The 13,372-nt window shown below is 61.4% G+C and carries 16 protein-coding genes and 1 pseudogene; 12 read left to right on the top strand and 5 right to left on the bottom strand.

The annotated features are described in order from the left end of the window. Positions 1-1,233: pseudogene (locus tag BFN10_RS17345) on the bottom strand (type IV secretion protein Rhs); the annotation flags it as partial. A gap of 253 nt (positions 1,234-1,486) precedes the next feature. Here BFN10_RS17345 and BFN10_RS17340 point away from each other — a divergent pair. The 6 genes from BFN10_RS17340 (at position 1,487) to BFN10_RS17315 (ending at position 6,925) form a co-directional block, all read left to right on the top strand. Beyond that, positions 1,487-3,988, top strand: coding sequence for a TonB-dependent siderophore receptor (locus BFN10_RS17340; RefSeq protein WP_071490708.1), 2,502 nt, complete (start codon positions 1,487-1,489; stop codon positions 3,986-3,988). A gap of 80 nt (positions 3,989-4,068) precedes the next feature. Next, positions 4,069-4,398 carry a hypothetical protein gene (locus BFN10_RS17335; protein ID WP_071490713.1) on the top strand — a complete coding sequence of 110 codons (330 nt, stop codon included), beginning with the start codon at positions 4,069-4,071 and terminating at the stop codon, positions 4,396-4,398. A gap of 101 nt (positions 4,399-4,499) precedes the next feature. Continuing rightward, a complete protein-coding gene (locus BFN10_RS17330; RefSeq protein ID WP_071490707.1) occupies positions 4,500-5,195 on the top strand; it encodes a fumarylacetoacetate hydrolase family protein in 696 nt (231 codons plus the stop codon). A gap of 36 nt (positions 5,196-5,231) precedes the next feature. Next, on the top strand, positions 5,232-6,140 hold the full coding sequence (locus tag BFN10_RS17325; RefSeq protein ID WP_071490706.1) for a helix-turn-helix transcriptional regulator: 909 nt from the start codon (positions 5,232-5,234) through the stop codon (positions 6,138-6,140). A 77-nt stretch (positions 6,141-6,217) separates the two neighbouring features. After that, positions 6,218-6,664 carry a GNAT family N-acetyltransferase gene (locus tag BFN10_RS17320; RefSeq protein ID WP_071490705.1) on the top strand — a complete coding sequence of 149 codons (447 nt, stop codon included), beginning with the start codon at positions 6,218-6,220 and terminating at the stop codon, positions 6,662-6,664. 3 nt (positions 6,665-6,667) lie between these two features. Next, on the top strand, positions 6,668-6,925 hold the full coding sequence (locus BFN10_RS17315) for a hypothetical protein (protein WP_071490704.1): 258 nt from the start codon (positions 6,668-6,670) through the stop codon (positions 6,923-6,925). Positions 6,926-7,191: 266 nt separating this feature from the next. Here BFN10_RS17315 and BFN10_RS17310 read toward each other — a convergent pair whose 3' ends face one another. Both BFN10_RS17310 and BFN10_RS29475 read right to left on the bottom strand, forming a co-directional pair. Continuing rightward, entirely contained in the window at positions 7,192-8,136 is a 945-nt protein-coding gene (locus tag BFN10_RS17310) for a GGDEF domain-containing protein (protein ID WP_071490703.1), read from the bottom strand. Between the two features lie 145 nt (positions 8,137-8,281). Next, the gene (locus tag BFN10_RS29475) at positions 8,282-8,422 is read right to left on the bottom strand and encodes a hypothetical protein (protein WP_165447930.1); all 141 of its coding nucleotides are present in this window, start codon (positions 8,420-8,422) and stop codon (positions 8,282-8,284) included. A gap of 198 nt (positions 8,423-8,620) precedes the next feature. On the opposite strand from BFN10_RS29475, the gene BFN10_RS17305 reads away from it, so the two are divergent. Genes BFN10_RS17305 through BFN10_RS17290 form a run of 4 tightly spaced genes read left to right on the top strand, consistent with a single transcriptional unit; the run spans position 8,621 to position 10,418 of the window. Beyond that, a complete protein-coding gene (locus BFN10_RS17305; RefSeq protein ID WP_071490702.1) occupies positions 8,621-8,932 on the top strand; it encodes a YXWGXW repeat-containing protein in 312 nt (103 codons plus the stop codon). Between the two features lie 15 nt (positions 8,933-8,947). Further along, a complete protein-coding gene (locus tag BFN10_RS17300) occupies positions 8,948-9,526 on the top strand; it encodes an RNA polymerase sigma factor (protein WP_071490701.1) in 579 nt (192 codons plus the stop codon). Further along, complete coding sequence (locus BFN10_RS17295; protein WP_071490700.1) at positions 9,523-9,954, top strand: hypothetical protein; 432 nt, start codon at positions 9,523-9,525, stop codon at positions 9,952-9,954. The genes BFN10_RS17300 and BFN10_RS17295 overlap by 4 nt, the downstream gene beginning before the upstream one ends. Beyond that, positions 9,951-10,418 (top strand): periplasmic heavy metal sensor, encoded by a 468-nt coding sequence (locus BFN10_RS17290; protein WP_071490699.1) that lies wholly within the window; start codon positions 9,951-9,953, stop codon positions 10,416-10,418. The genes BFN10_RS17295 and BFN10_RS17290 overlap by 4 nt, the downstream gene beginning before the upstream one ends. 36 nt (positions 10,419-10,454) lie before the next feature. Here BFN10_RS17290 and BFN10_RS17285 read toward each other — a convergent pair whose 3' ends face one another. Beyond that, the gene (locus BFN10_RS17285) at positions 10,455-10,817 is read right to left on the bottom strand and encodes an NUDIX hydrolase (protein WP_071490698.1); all 363 of its coding nucleotides are present in this window, start codon (positions 10,815-10,817) and stop codon (positions 10,455-10,457) included. A gap of 127 nt (positions 10,818-10,944) precedes the next feature. Here BFN10_RS17285 and BFN10_RS17280 point away from each other — a divergent pair, with 127 nt between their 5' ends. Together BFN10_RS17280 and BFN10_RS17275 are read left to right on the top strand one after the other, a co-directional pair. Then, positions 10,945-11,925 carry a Gfo/Idh/MocA family protein gene (locus tag BFN10_RS17280; RefSeq protein ID WP_071490697.1) on the top strand — a complete coding sequence of 327 codons (981 nt, stop codon included), beginning with the start codon at positions 10,945-10,947 and terminating at the stop codon, positions 11,923-11,925. A gap of 36 nt (positions 11,926-11,961) precedes the next feature. Beyond that, complete coding sequence (locus BFN10_RS17275) at positions 11,962-12,591, top strand: ribonuclease T2 family protein (protein WP_071490696.1); 630 nt, start codon at positions 11,962-11,964, stop codon at positions 12,589-12,591. Between the two features lie 26 nt (positions 12,592-12,617). Here BFN10_RS17275 and BFN10_RS17270 read toward each other — a convergent pair whose 3' ends face one another. Continuing rightward, entirely contained in the window at positions 12,618-13,316 is a 699-nt protein-coding gene (locus BFN10_RS17270) for an SDR family oxidoreductase (RefSeq protein WP_071490695.1), read from the bottom strand. Between the last annotated feature and the right edge of the window lie 56 nt (positions 13,317-13,372).

Genomic DNA, 13,372 nt, shown 5'->3' with positions numbered 1-13,372 from the left:
GGTCAGGAGTTCCTCGCCGGTGACCATCGACACCGGGCAGCCGTTGGTGGCGGTCTTGTCCGCAGGTGCCGCCGCATCCCCATTCGGGTTTCGAGCAAAAACCGGCACATCATCCACATGCTCTTTCTGCTTCAGCACCGCGTTCTGCCGCGCCTTCCAGCGCATCTGCATCGTGCCTTGCTTGAGCCCGCCGACCACCCCGCGAACCGCCACCGCCTTGTAGCGATCCACCGCTTGCATGAACTTCGTCAGAATCGCAAGAAGACCCTTAACAAAACCCACCGCCGCCTCAAGAATCCGCACTCCATACTTGACCAACCGCAAACTCAAATACGCCACACCCGCGGCCGGCAAGGCGATGGTCAACACGGCGCCAATCACCAGGTCAATCAGCAGCGACACCACAAACCCTGCCGCTACCTCGGCCATTTCACTGGGGGGTAATGCGTCCAGCCAGAGCATCGCCGTGCGTACCATCAGGTACAGCGCCGCCTCGTCACTGGCCAGCAACATGGCCTGCTCCATGACCTTTGGCGTATCGGTGGCGACTTGTGCCAACTTGGCGGCTTGATCACCTAACTGCTCGGCGAACTGCATCGGGTCTTCAAGAATCGCCTGTACCAGCTTGATGCTGTCCCACACGTCGTGAATCGCCGCCCAACTGCCCGCCAACAGACCGCTGCCAATCGCACTGGCGGTCGAGCGCTCCCAGTGCGGTTTAAAGCCAGACCACTGCTCCCGAAGCCACTGCTGCAGATCCCCCATCAACCCGTCGTAGGAGGCAAACAACGCGTCGACTTGCTCGCTGGAAACACCGCCCTGCACCCGCACCTGATAGCGCCCACCCGCCGCGCAGTGATGTGAGCCCTTACCCTGTTCATCCAGCATGATTACGCTGGAACTGCCGTCATCCAGGCCGATGACCTCAACCGGGATATTGCCGATTGGTACGTTATATACCGACTCGAACTTGCTCTCGATCTTCAGTTCACCGCCCATCGGGCAGCGGGTCACGGTCGAAAAGTCAGTGTCGGAAAGGCTCACCGAACGCTGCGAATCGCCAAGCCGCAATACCCGGTCAATCCCCAGCAACGACGGCATGTCAGCCGCATGGCTCACTGAATCCAGCGCGCGCGAATACCAGGCGTTCATCTGCTGGCGATAAATCACCAGGCTCTGATGAAAGCCATCCAGCTCAAATTCGATCAGGGCAATGTGGGCAGCGTGGGTCATCCATGACGTCTCGGCAAAGGGCAAGGCGTCGGAGCATGCCGCAGCAAAATGCGGCTGGATGAACGGTTGGAAAATTCAGAAAGAGCCCACTACGCAGGGGGAAAAACCGCGAAAAGTCAGCCCGAAGTGCTACACCGAAAAGCGATAAACCTGATTGCAAAATTGCCCGCCAAATAAAAATCGCTCGCATCCTTGCCCGATTTCCCGACATGGCCGTCATGGTTAATAGAACCTCCCTTACGCAGGATTTCCCATGTCGCGCCTTGCTCGTCCCTTGCACCCACTGGCTCTGTCAGTGGCGATGGCTTTTGCCGCCGTGCCGTTGTTGACCGTCCAATCCTCCTATGCCGAAGAGAGCAGCAGCGCGCTGCGCCGTTTCTCGATTCCTGCGGGTGACTTGAGCCAGGCACTCAATAGCCTGGTCGAGCAGGCGGGTCTGGTGCTGGCCTTCGATGCGGGCCTGACCCGGGGCAAGCGCAGCAAGGGTTTGAGCGGGCAATACGACACCGACGTGGCACTGAGCCAATTGCTCGCCGGCAGCGGCCTGCAAGCCTTGAAGATTTCCGCCGACCGCTACCGCCTCGAAGCCATCCCGGATAACGGTGGCGCCATGGAACTCCAGGTCACCACCATCAGCGGCGCGTACCAGGCCGAAAGCCCGACCGGGCCGGTGGCCGGCTATGTGGCCACGCGCAGCTTGTCGGGTACCAAGACCGACACCGCGCTGATCGAAACCCCGCAGTCGATTTCCATCGTCACCAAAGACCAGATGCGTGCGCAGAACGCCGAGAGCCTCAACCAGATCCTGCGCTACAGCGCCGCCGTCATCCCGGAAACCCGTGGCGCCACCGCATCGCGTCTCGATCAACTGACCATCCGCGGTTTCTCCCCGGCCACCTACCTCGATGGCCTGCGCATGCCGTCGAGCCGTGACGCCTTGCCGCAGAAAGACGCCTTCGATCTGGAACGCGTGGAAGTGCTGCGCGGCCCGGCGTCGGTGCTGTACGGGCAGGGCACGCCGAGCGGGGTCATCAACATGGTCAGCAAGCGCCCGCTGGACACGCCGTTTCATGAAGTGGGCGTGGAATACGGCACCTTCAGCAAGAAGCGCACCACCTTCGACTTGAGTGGCCCCCTGGATGATCAGGGTGTGTATTCCTACCGTGTGGCCGGGCTTTTCGACGATGCCGATGGGCAGGTGGAGCACACCGAGACGCGCCGTCAGTCATTGTCCAGCGCCTTTACCTGGCGTCCGGACGACGCCACTTCGCTGACCCTGCTCGGGCATTTCCAGAAGGACCCCAAGGGGGCTTCCTACGGCTCGGTGCCGGCCTGGGGGTCGGTGCTGCACAGCCCGACTGGACGCAGCATCGATGTGGATTTCTACGATGGCGAAAAGAACTTCGAGAAAAGCGACCGCGAGTATTACTCGATCGGCTGGGCGTTCGAGCATCACTTCGATGACGTGTGGACTGTGCGCCAGAATGCGCGTTACCTGCGCAGCGAAGGCCAGTACCGCAGCCTCTACAACAACTACCTGATGGCGGATTACCGCACCATCCGCCGTTCGACCATCGCCAGCGATGTCGACCTGGATGCCTACACCCTCGACAACCAGTTGCAGGCCAGATTCGATACCGGCCCCTTGCAGCACACCTTGTTGATGGGCCTCGACTACCAGAACACCAGCACCGACACCAAGTCCGGTTCCGGCGTGTACACCGCAGGTCCGACCCTGGATATTTTCAACCCGGTCTATGGCGCAGCCGTCCCGGTGCCGGCCTACACCACTGATGGCACCTCGCGCAGCGAACAGACCGGCGTGTACCTGCAAGAGCAGATGAAGTGGGACAAATGGGTGCTCTTGCTGGGCGGTCGCTATGACTGGGCCAGCACCGACAGCAGCACCAAGACCCTGCGCACCGGCGCCAAATCCGAGTCGTCCCTGGACAGCAAGGCGTTTACCGGTCGTATCGGCCTGGTCTATCTCTTCGATAATGGCCTGGCGCCGTATGCCAGTTATGCGGAGTCGTTCAACCCGCAATCGGGTACCGGTTACGGCGGCTCGGTGTTCAAGCCGACGGAAGGCAAGCAGTATGAAATCGGCATCAAGTACCAGCCGCCGGGCAGCAACAGCTTCATCACTGCGGCCATCTTCGACCTGCGCCAGACCAACGTGCTCACCACCGACCCGGACCCCACTCACCTGTGCGGCACCGGGCGCTGCCAGAGCCAGGACGGCGAAGTGCAATCCCGTGGCTTCGAGCTGGAAGGCAAGGCCAGCCTCAACGACAACCTCGACATCACGGCGGCCTACGCGTACCTGGACAACCGCATCAGCAAATCCAACAACACCGTGCGGTACGCGCCCATCAGCGATATCGGCGTAGGTCCGGCCATCGCCGCCGAAGGCACCACCACCTACGGCGTGCCGCGCCACACTGCGTCGGCATGGGCTGACTACACCTTCCACGATGGTCACCTCAAGGGCTTCGGCGCGGGTGCGGGCGCGCGTTATGTCGGGTCTTCGTGGGGCGATACCGCCAACACCCTCAAGGTGCCGGGCTACACCTTGTTCGATGCCGCCGTGCACTACGACATCCCCAACATCACCAGCCTAAAGGACAACCTGCGCCTGGCGCTCAATGCCACCAACCTGGCGAATAAAGAGTATGTCGCGTCCTGCTACTCCTATTCGTGGTGCTGGTATGGCTCGCAGCGCACTGTGCAGGCGAGCGCAACCTATCAGTGGTAATAAGGCAATTTAATGGCCCCTTTGTAACTAAATCCTCGCCAGAATCGCTTTTATTTTCAGGTGGTTAGGTGGGGATGCAAATGCGCACTGTTGGAATCATGCTGATAGCCTGCTCCCTGGCCGGCGGCGCGGCAGCCGTGCAGGCTCGGGAGCTGCGCGAGGGTGACAAGTACATGTGCAGTTGGGGCGCCGGCACCGCGGCCAGGGCCCAGGAGTTGAAACTGTCGGGGGTGTCGCTGTACGCGGCGCGGCAGAAGATCCAGAGCATGAAGTTCAACAAATCCTGGATGCGCATGATGGCCATGGGCATCACCGAACAGACCTACGACAGCCGTTCGCGGCTCAAGCCCGAGGCGATTCGCCGGGGTTTCTATCAGGATTGCGTGCGCTACAAGGTCGCACGCAAATGATCGAGCAAGCACCGCCCCGTGCAAAATCTGCGTAAGCCAGTCCAACTTTCCCTCGGCGCCCCTGGCCATACTGGCGCCAGGCAAACCCAGAGGCACAGGCCATGACTGACTACGTATTCATCCCCGCACCAACCCCATCCCTCGCAGTACAGGGCAGTGATGCGCGCTTCCCGCTGCGCCGTGTGTTCTGCGTGGGCCGCAACTACAGTGAGCATGCGCGTGAGATGGGTCACGACCCGGACCGCGAGCCGCCCTTTTTCTTTATGAAACCGGCGGATGCCGTGGTGCCCGCCGAAGGTATGATCGCCTACCCACCGCTGACCGCCGACCTGCACCATGAAGTGGAACTGGTGGTGGCCATCGGCAAGGACGGCGTGGATATCAGTCCGGAACAGGCGGTTTCCCACATCTGGGGGTATGGCGTTGGCGTCGATCTGACCCGCCGCGACCTGCAAGCCCATGCGAAAAAACTCTCGCGGCCGTGGGAGTGGGCCAAGGCGTTTGATGCGTCTGCGCCGAGTACCGCATTGCGCCCGGTGAGCGCGGTAGGGCATCCGTCCAGCGGAAAAATCTGGCTTGATGTCAATGGCGAACAGCGTCAGGTGGGCGACCTGGCCGACCAGATCTGGTCGGTCAGCGAAGTGATCAGCCATGCCTCAAGGTCGGTCGCGCTGAAGGCGGGCGACCTGATCTTCACCGGCACCCCCGCAGGTGTCGGTGCCTTGCAGCCGGGCGATATGGTTACGGCGGGCATCGAGGGCATCGGCGAGTTGCAGTTCACCCTCGGCCAGGCTTGAGGCTAAAGTGGTGACCCGGCCACCCGAGAGACCGTTATGCCAGGCACCCGCGTTACCACCTACGGCATGCAGCAGCGCAGCGACCGCTCCGACTTCTACATCCGCGACAAGCGCGGGCGGGCGGCGCTGACCAGCCCGCATCGGCATGAATACTTCCAGATCCAGATCAACCTTGGCGGCGACACCGTGCAGCACATTGGTGGCGCGGTGCGGCCGTTTCCGCGCAAGGCCCTTGCCTTTATCCTGCCCCATCGCCTGCATGTGATTCCCCATCCCGAAGACGGCGAGTTCATGCTGATCAACTTCAGTCAGGGGTTTTTCCTGCCGCAACTGACCTGCGACCCCCTCGACCTGGAAGACATTCCCATCGGCCAGGCGCCTGAGCTTTCGCCGTTTCGCTTCCAGGAACAGCTGGACTTCATCCTCGATGACGCGGCGTTTGAGCAGGTGCAACGCTGGCTCGTTCACATGCGCGAACTGGACGCCCACCGTGCCTTTGGCGCCCGCGAGCGTCTCAAGGGCTACCTGTTTCAACTGATCGGCCTGGTCTGCGAACAGTATGCCGCGCCGTTGCAGGCGTTCGCCGCCAACAATGCCACCCGGCGCGGGCGCAAGGATGCGTTAGCGCGGGTGCAACGCTACATCCGCGAGCATCTGCACGAGCCGACCCTCAACCTTACCGACGCGGCGGCGGCGGCGTTCCTGTCACCCAACTACCTCACGCACCTGTTGCGCAAGGAGACTGGCAAGCCGTTTTCGCAACTGGTGCTCGACCGCCGCCTGCAGTTGGCGCGCACCTTGTTGCTCAACAGTGCGCAGATGATCGGTCCCATTGCGCACCGCTGCGGGTTTACCGATGAAGCGTACTTCTCCCGCTGCTTCCGCAAGGCCCATGGCCTGGCCCCAGGGCAATTCCGTCGCCAGCAACATGGCCAGGCCTTGTAGGGCGGCGGTTTTACAAATCCACGACAATCGCTGTGTTTCAATTTACATACAATTGGGTCCTTCATTGGGAGGCCAGTATGCAAACGCTTATCCGCGCGGCGACGCAGGACGATGTCGACACGCTCTTCACCCTTCGCACCTCGGTGGTGCAAAACCATCTGAGTGTCGAGCAGATGGCCGAGTTGGGCATCACCCCAGAGGTGTTGGCTGACCGCATCCGCGAAGCCCCCTGCGTATGGATCGCCGAAGTGGATGGCCGGCCCGTGGCCTTCAGCATGGTCGACCTGGCAACCGGCGAGGTGTTCGCGATGTTCGTATTGCCGTCTCACGAGAACCTGGGGCTGGGGCGTCGACTGATGGAGGTGGCCGAAGCCGCACTGTTTAAACACCATGACAGGTTGTTTCTGATCACCGATGGGCGCGACGAAATCCGGGCCAACGGGTTTTACCAACGCCTGGGCTGGACGCTGGCGGCGCAGGTCGAGGACGGCGACGTGCGTTATGAAAAGAGCAGGGCGCAGTGAGCCATGAGTCCATCCGAGCCGCCGTCCAACAACTTTCGCTACTTCGTGATCGGAGTGCTTTGCGCGGCGGTGTTGCTGGGGGTCTATTTTGTGCAGCTCAATGCCCAGGTAGACCGCGAGCGGGATGCGACCAATGAGCGCTTGGCGCTGTGTCGACAGGTGGAAAGTGTGGCGCGCTCGGTGTTGCCCAATAGCCTCGATACACAAGATGCCTGCGAACAGTTGAGCGAGCGTATATCGAAAAGTGTGAAGTCGCCTTAACTCAATAACCCTTTCTTATCAGTGGAAATAGCACCAGTAGTTGCACCAAAAAGTGGCACTTATAGGGTTGGCTACCTTAAAAAACGTGTGGTTATTGAATGACTTACAGCGCTTTTAATCCGACGAAAGGATTAAAATAATCTTGTTACAGCTTTTTACAATCGTTACTATAGCCGGGCGTTCACCTCCCACGGTTTATGCATTTTTAAATCCCAAGTTTCCATCAGCTACTTGGGATTTTTTTTGCCTGGGATTTGACCTTCGCGTCAAACTTCACTGTCGGTGAACTCCGCACGCATTCGTCCATTGCGTTTGGCCTGGTACAGCAACTTGTCGACCTCTTCGACGAACCCCAGCATCGGCGTATCAGGTTTGACGATACGTGTGCCCACGCCCAGGCTCAGGCTAAGGAGGTTCGACACCGCCGAATAACCATGCTCGATCTGTTGCTGGCGGATCAGGTGCAGACAGCGTTGCGCCACCTGCCTGGCCGATTGCGCATCGGTTTCCGGCAGCAACCACACGAACTCTTCGCCGCCGATGCGCGCAATGAAATCCCGTGGCCGATTGGCCGCCTGGGACAAGGTGTGTGCCACCTGGCGCAGGCACTCATCGCCTTTGATATGGCCGTAGTGGTCGTTGTACTGCTTGAAAAAATCGATATCCAGAATGATCAACGACAGTGGCAACTGGCTGCGCTGGGCACTGGCCCACTCCCGTTCCAGCACGGTGTCGAACATGCGGCGGTTGGCGATACCGGTCAGGCCATCCTGGTAGGAATATTCCTCGAGTTGTTTCTGCAAGCGCACCAGGTGCTCTTCGGTCTTCTTGCGCTCGCTGATATCGAACATGAAACCGATCAGCGCCTCGACCTCGCCGTCCTTGCGCACCACGTGCACCACATCGCGGATCCACACGTAGTCGCCATTCACCGTCAGCGCGCGGTAATCCGCTTCGTGGTCGACCCCGGCGCGGGACTGCGATACGCAGAAATCCACCACATATTCACGGTCGTCCGGGTGCATGCGCTCGACCCAGTCGTCCACGCTGACCCAGCTTTGCGGGGTCCAGCCGAGCAACTCCTCGATCTGCGGGCCGATATAGCTGAAGGTCATGCTCTGCCAATCAATACGCCAGGGAATGGCCTTGGTCGACTCCAACAAGGTCTTGTACACATCGCTGTCGGGCTGGCTCGGAGGGTCGATGCTCATGGGGCGGCTGCTCTGGATGATGGCGAAAAGCCAAGAGCGTCTTTCGATCGGGGCGCCGAGTCAAGCCTTCGGCGGTGCAGCAGACGAGAGGTCGCCGGACGGGGCGACCCTCTGTTGACCGGGGTATCCGGTGTACTGCGCTGGGTCAGGCATCGACGGTGTGGCTCGGGGCTTCGAGCGCGCCGTAGTAGCGCCAGCAGCAATGGCGATGTTCCGGCAAGATCACGCAGCCACTGAGGCTGACGATCAGCAGTGCGGCAACCAGCATGTAAAGTCGGCGATACATGGTGTTTCCTCTTGGGTTGATCAGCGTTAATCCTTCAACGCGGCCATCGGCATAAATCCGTCGCAAAGCTTTCAAACATTTCATCAAGCCCTGCCACCCCCTGAGCAATACTGCCAAAAAATCTGCGACGGATTTTCCCGCCCCCGCCGTTCAACCCATCAGCACCCGCACTTTCGCGTGTTGCATGAAGGAGTTGCCATGAGACCCCTGGCCAAATTGCGCTATGCCTTGCTTGCTCCGCTGGCCCTTGCCGCGCTTGTCAGCACCCCTGTGTTTGCCCAGACCGAAATCATCATCCGCCAGGCACCGCCACCGGAACGCGTGGAAGTGATCCCCGTGGAGCGCCCGGGTTACGCCTGGGACCGCGGCCACTGGCGCTGGGAAGGGCACGGCTATGGGTGGGTGCCTGGGCACTGGCAGCCGGTGATGCGCAATGCGCGTTGGGAACCGGGACATTGGGAGGCTCACGGCCCCAATTGGTACTGGCGTGAAGGGCATTGGATACGCTGACCGAGAATTGCCCGATTGAAAGACACTGATCCGGACGTTGAACTGCTGGCGCGCATCGGTAACAACGAACCGGCGGCCGTCAACGAAATGGTGACGCGCAAACTGCCGCGTCTGCTGGCGCTCGCCGGCCGGATCCTGGGGGATGCCGACGAAGCCAGGGACGTGGCCCAGGAAAGCTTCCTGCGCATCTGGCGCCACGCCGCCAGTTGGCGCAGTGGCGAGGCGCGCTTCGACACCTGGCTGCACCGGGTGGCGCTCAACCTGTGCCACGACCGTCTGCGCCGGCGCAAGGAGCGCCCGTTGGAGGACGAGGAAGCGTTGGCGCTGACAGACAGCGCACTGACGCCGGATGAACAGCTGGAAGCCGCCGACCGCAGCGCCCGGATGGCTGCCGCCCTGGCGGCGCTGCCTGAGCGTCAGCGCGAAGCGATTGTGTTGCAGTACTACCAGGAGCTGTCGAACATCGACGCCGCGGCCCTGATGAACATCAGCGTCGAGGCACTGGAGAGCCTGCTGTCGCGGGCCCGACGCCAGTTGCGCAGCCAACTTGCCGACACACCCGGGCTTGCCCGCCCAGGAAGGGGAAAACCATGACACCCGAACGTTTTGCTTACCTGGCCGACGCCTATGGCGCCGACCTGCACCGCTGGCCCCGCGCTGAACAGCCCGCAGCCCAGGCTTTGCTGGACAGCGGCAATGTGCTTGCGCATGAGGCCCAGCAACAGGCGCGCTGGCTCGACGGTCAACTGGACAGCCATCAACTGGCCTACGTCGATCCTTCGCTGGCGCGGCAGATTCGGCTGTCGGCCCCGCGCGGCCATTCATTCTGGTCGCGCTATGCCCGCTGGTTGTCGCCGGCCGGCCTGGTAGGCGTGGGTGTCGCGGGCATCGTCACCGGGATGCTGGTGGCCTCCCTGAGCGTGCCGCTGCCGATGCTGTCGTCCGAGGTGTTGCCCAGCGTCTTCGATCAAGGCGATGCGCAAGTCATCTTTACCGTCAATGCCGAGGACACCGAGCAATGAGCCTGAAGTCCCTCAAACCCTGGCTGCTGGCCTCGGTCTTGCTCAACGTGTTCCTGATCGGCGGCGTCGGCGGTGGCCTCTACCACTGGATGGCCAGCGCCAAGCCCGCGGAGGCGGTGGTCAACCAGCACGGCTTGCGCCAGGCGATGATCAAGCTGCCGCCGGAGCGCCGCCGGGAATTGCGCCAACTGCTGCGGCACAACCGGGCCGACAGCCAGCCGCTGATCATGGCCGGGCGTGAAGCGCGCATGGGCGTGATCAAGCAATTGGAAGCGCCGACCCTGGATCGGGATGTGCTGGTGGCGGAACTGGCCAAGGCCCGTGAAGCCGACATGGCGCTGCGTGCGTTGGTGGACACGACGTTGGCGCAGTTCGCCAGCACGTTGCCTCGGGAGGAGCGGCAGAAGTTAGTGGAGGCGTTGTATCTGCGGGGGCAGGCGGCAGGCCGCAAGCCTCAGTCTTGAACGTGGCGCTTGTAGGTCTGCGCCCAGAGCGCTGAACTACAGGCGACGCAGGAAGGATTTGACGATGTGGCGGGTGGCGTCGGTGGTGTCCAGCTCGTCCATGGCGCCATAGGGGTGCCACTGGCAATCGACTATTTCATTGCAAGGTTTTGCATCGGCGACGTTCACCACCGACGCTTCGAACACGTGGTGCACGGTGTCGCGGGCCTTGAGTTCCTGCAAATACAGCAAGCCGTCCACGTTCAATCCGGTTTCTTCTTCCAGCTCGCGTTCGGCCGCGCCGACCGGGCGCTCGTTGCGTTCGACCTTGCCTCCCGGCAATGCCCATTTTGATCTGGCCTTGCGCACGAAGAGGATATTCCCCTCGTGTTCGCAAATGACCGTTGCACGTATTTTCATCGTCTGTGCCCCCGCAGCGGGATGAGTGTCATAAAAGTGTAATGCAATTGTCATGCTAAGTGCTTATGGCACTGACGTGTGGGGATGTGGATACTGCCCGATTGATCAAAACGCACGAGGAGGGCAGATGAGCACCGTACGCTGGGGCATGATCGGCTGTGGCAGTGTCACTGAATTGAAGAGTGGACCGGCTTTCTACAAAGCGCCAGGTTCTGCGCTGGTGGCTGTGATGGGGCGCCGCGAAGCGGCGGTGCGTGATTATGCGGCACGCCATGGCATTGCGCGTTTCTACACCGACGCCCAGGCGCTGATCAACGACCCCGAGGTGGACGCGGTGTACATCGCCACGCCACCGGACAGCCATCTCGAATACAGCCTGATGGTCGCGGCGGCCGGCAAGCATTGCTGCGTCGAGAAGCCCATGTCGCTCAACGCCGAGCAGAGCGCGTTGATGCAGCGCACCTTCGAGCGTGCCGGGCTGTATCTGTTTGTGTCCTATTACCGCCGTTCACTGCCGCGTTTCCAGCAAGTGCGCGACTGGTTGCGAGATGGGCGCATCGGCGAACTGCGCCACCTGACCTGGACCTTGTGCAAGCCACCGGGTGCCGACGACGCCAGCCCCGCCAACTGGCGCACTGACCCGACCATCGCTGGCGGTGGTTACTTCGCCGACCTGGCCAGCCATGGTTTCGACCTGTTCCAGTACCTGGCCGGGGACATCGTTGAGGTCACAGGCTTTACCGCGCGACAAGCCGGGCGCTATGCGGCCGAGGATGCAGTGACGGCGTGCTGGACGTTCAGTTCGGGCGCACTGGGCATGGGCTGCTGGAATTTTGTCGCGGACCGTCGCGAGGACCGGGTGGAACTGATCGGCAGCCGTGGGCGCATCCGATTCTCGGTCTTCGAAGACCAGCCGCTGCACCTTGAGGGTGAATCGTGCGAAGTGCTGGAAGTGCCGTGCCACGCGCATATCCAGTGGCACCACGTGTTGGCGATGAACGCACATATCCGTGGCGAAGCCGAGCACCCATCGCTGGGTATCGAAGCGTTGAAGACCGATCGGATCCTGGACAAGGTGCTACAACGTAACCCCCATCGTCCTGAGTAGGCGCGTTAGGGTTGTTTTTTTCCAAGGAATAGACAAATGAAATACTGGATGGCGATGTGGCTGGTGCTGGCCACCAGTGCGATGGCGGCTCCGCGCAGCCAAGGCACACCGGGGGAGTTTGATTTTTATGTGCTGTCGTTGTCGTGGTCGCCGACCTTTTGCCTGACGCACCCGGACAACGAGCAATGTTCCGGCAAGGGTTACGGTTTTGTATTGCATGGTCTGTGGCCGCAGTATGCGCGTGGCGGCTGGCCGGCATCCTGTGCGCCGCAGTCGCCGTTGAGTCGTGAAGAAATCGAGAAGGGCGCAACACTGTTTCCGACCCGTGCATTGCTCAAGCATGAATGGTCCAAGCATGGCACCTGCAGTGGCCTGGAACCGTCGGCCTACCTGGAAAAAACCGACCAGGCGCTGGGGGTGGTGAGCATTCCGCAGCAACTGCAGCCGTTCAATACGCCGCCGGCGTTGCAGGCCAGTCAGATCGAGGCGTTGTTCCGTGAGAGCAACCCGCGCATGGGCAATCATGGGCTGGCAGTCATCTGCAAAGGCAAAGTGCTGTCCGAGGTGCGGGTATGCCTGACCAAGGACCTGGCCTTTGCTGGTTGCCCGCGCAGTGTGAAAACCCAGTGCCGCGATGGCGACGTCCGGATTCCCGCGCAGCGGTGATAAGCCGCTGGCGGGCATCGGGTTGATCAGTTGTTGAGGTAGACCGGGCTGTCGGTGGACAACGAGGCCTTTACGGCCAGGGTCATGTCGGTGATCAGCACTTCCTCGCGGTCTTCGCTCAGGGCCTTGAGGGTGATGGCGACTACGTCCTGGGGCGTGCTCTTCGGCGCCTGCACGTCTGCCACCATATCGGTGTCGATGTAGGCGGGGTGCACGCCGATCACCAGGGTCTTCTGTTCGCGCAGTTCGCCGCGCAGTCCATTGGTCAGGCCCCACTGGGCGGACTTGGAGGCGCTGTAGCCGCCAGTGCCGGGCGGGCTGAGCCAGCTCAATACCGACAGCACATTGATCAGCGCGCCGCCGCCTTGCCTGGCCAGGATCGGCGCAAAGGCACGGCTGACGCGCAGGGTGCCGAAGGTGTTCACGTCAAAGTGCTGTTGCAGGTTTTCGACGCTGTCTTCAGCCAGCAGCGCGCCGTATTTCAGGAACCCCGCGTTGTTGATCACCACGTCTACATCGGTGCACTGCTCGGCGGCGCGCTGCACGCTGGCCTGGTCGGTGATGTCCAGGGTAATCGGCGTGCTGCCGGGGAGGTTCACGCTGCCTGGATCGCGTGCGCCGGCGTAGACCTTGGCCGCGCCGGCTTCCAGCAAGGCAATGACGAATGCTTTACCCAGGCCGCGATTGGCGCCGGTGACCAGTACCACTTTTCCACGAATATCCATGATGCGCTCCAGACAGTTAATTAGGTTTAATAATGAAACCGTTTTTATCCTGAGCC

The sequence above is a fragment of the Pseudomonas extremorientalis genome (assembly GCF_001870465.1).
Lineage (GTDB): Bacteria > Pseudomonadota > Gammaproteobacteria > Pseudomonadales > Pseudomonadaceae > Aquipseudomonas > Aquipseudomonas extremorientalis.
Note: the sequence above shows the minus strand (reverse complement) of the source record. Positions and strands in the feature narration are given on the sequence as shown.

Coding starts and splice junctions, on each gene's coding strand:
- BFN10_RS17340 (WP_071490708.1), top strand. CDS start 1,487: ATGTCGCGCCTTGCTCGTCCCTTGCACCCACTGGCTCTGTCAGTGGCG.
- BFN10_RS17335 (WP_071490713.1), top strand. CDS start 4,069: ATGCGCACTGTTGGAATCATGCTGATAGCCTGCTCCCTGGCCGGCGGC.
- BFN10_RS17330 (WP_071490707.1), top strand. CDS start 4,500: ATGACTGACTACGTATTCATCCCCGCACCAACCCCATCCCTCGCAGTA.
- BFN10_RS17325 (WP_071490706.1), top strand. CDS start 5,232: ATGCCAGGCACCCGCGTTACCACCTACGGCATGCAGCAGCGCAGCGAC.
- BFN10_RS17320 (WP_071490705.1), top strand. CDS start 6,218: ATGCAAACGCTTATCCGCGCGGCGACGCAGGACGATGTCGACACGCTC.
- BFN10_RS17315 (WP_071490704.1), top strand. CDS start 6,668: ATGAGTCCATCCGAGCCGCCGTCCAACAACTTTCGCTACTTCGTGATC.
- BFN10_RS17310 (WP_071490703.1), bottom strand. CDS start 8,136: ATGAGCATCGACCCTCCGAGCCAGCCCGACAGCGATGTGTACAAGACC.
- BFN10_RS29475 (WP_165447930.1), bottom strand. CDS start 8,422: ATGTATCGCCGACTTTACATGCTGGTTGCCGCACTGCTGATCGTCAGC.
- BFN10_RS17305 (WP_071490702.1), top strand. CDS start 8,621: ATGAGACCCCTGGCCAAATTGCGCTATGCCTTGCTTGCTCCGCTGGCC.
- BFN10_RS17295 (WP_071490700.1), top strand. CDS start 9,523: ATGACACCCGAACGTTTTGCTTACCTGGCCGACGCCTATGGCGCCGAC.
- BFN10_RS17290 (WP_071490699.1), top strand. CDS start 9,951: ATGAGCCTGAAGTCCCTCAAACCCTGGCTGCTGGCCTCGGTCTTGCTC.
- BFN10_RS17285 (WP_071490698.1), bottom strand. CDS start 10,817: ATGAAAATACGTGCAACGGTCATTTGCGAACACGAGGGGAATATCCTC.
- BFN10_RS17280 (WP_071490697.1), top strand. CDS start 10,945: ATGAGCACCGTACGCTGGGGCATGATCGGCTGTGGCAGTGTCACTGAA.
- BFN10_RS17275 (WP_071490696.1), top strand. CDS start 11,962: ATGAAATACTGGATGGCGATGTGGCTGGTGCTGGCCACCAGTGCGATG.
- BFN10_RS17270 (WP_071490695.1), bottom strand. CDS start 13,316: ATGGATATTCGTGGAAAAGTGGTACTGGTCACCGGCGCCAATCGCGGC.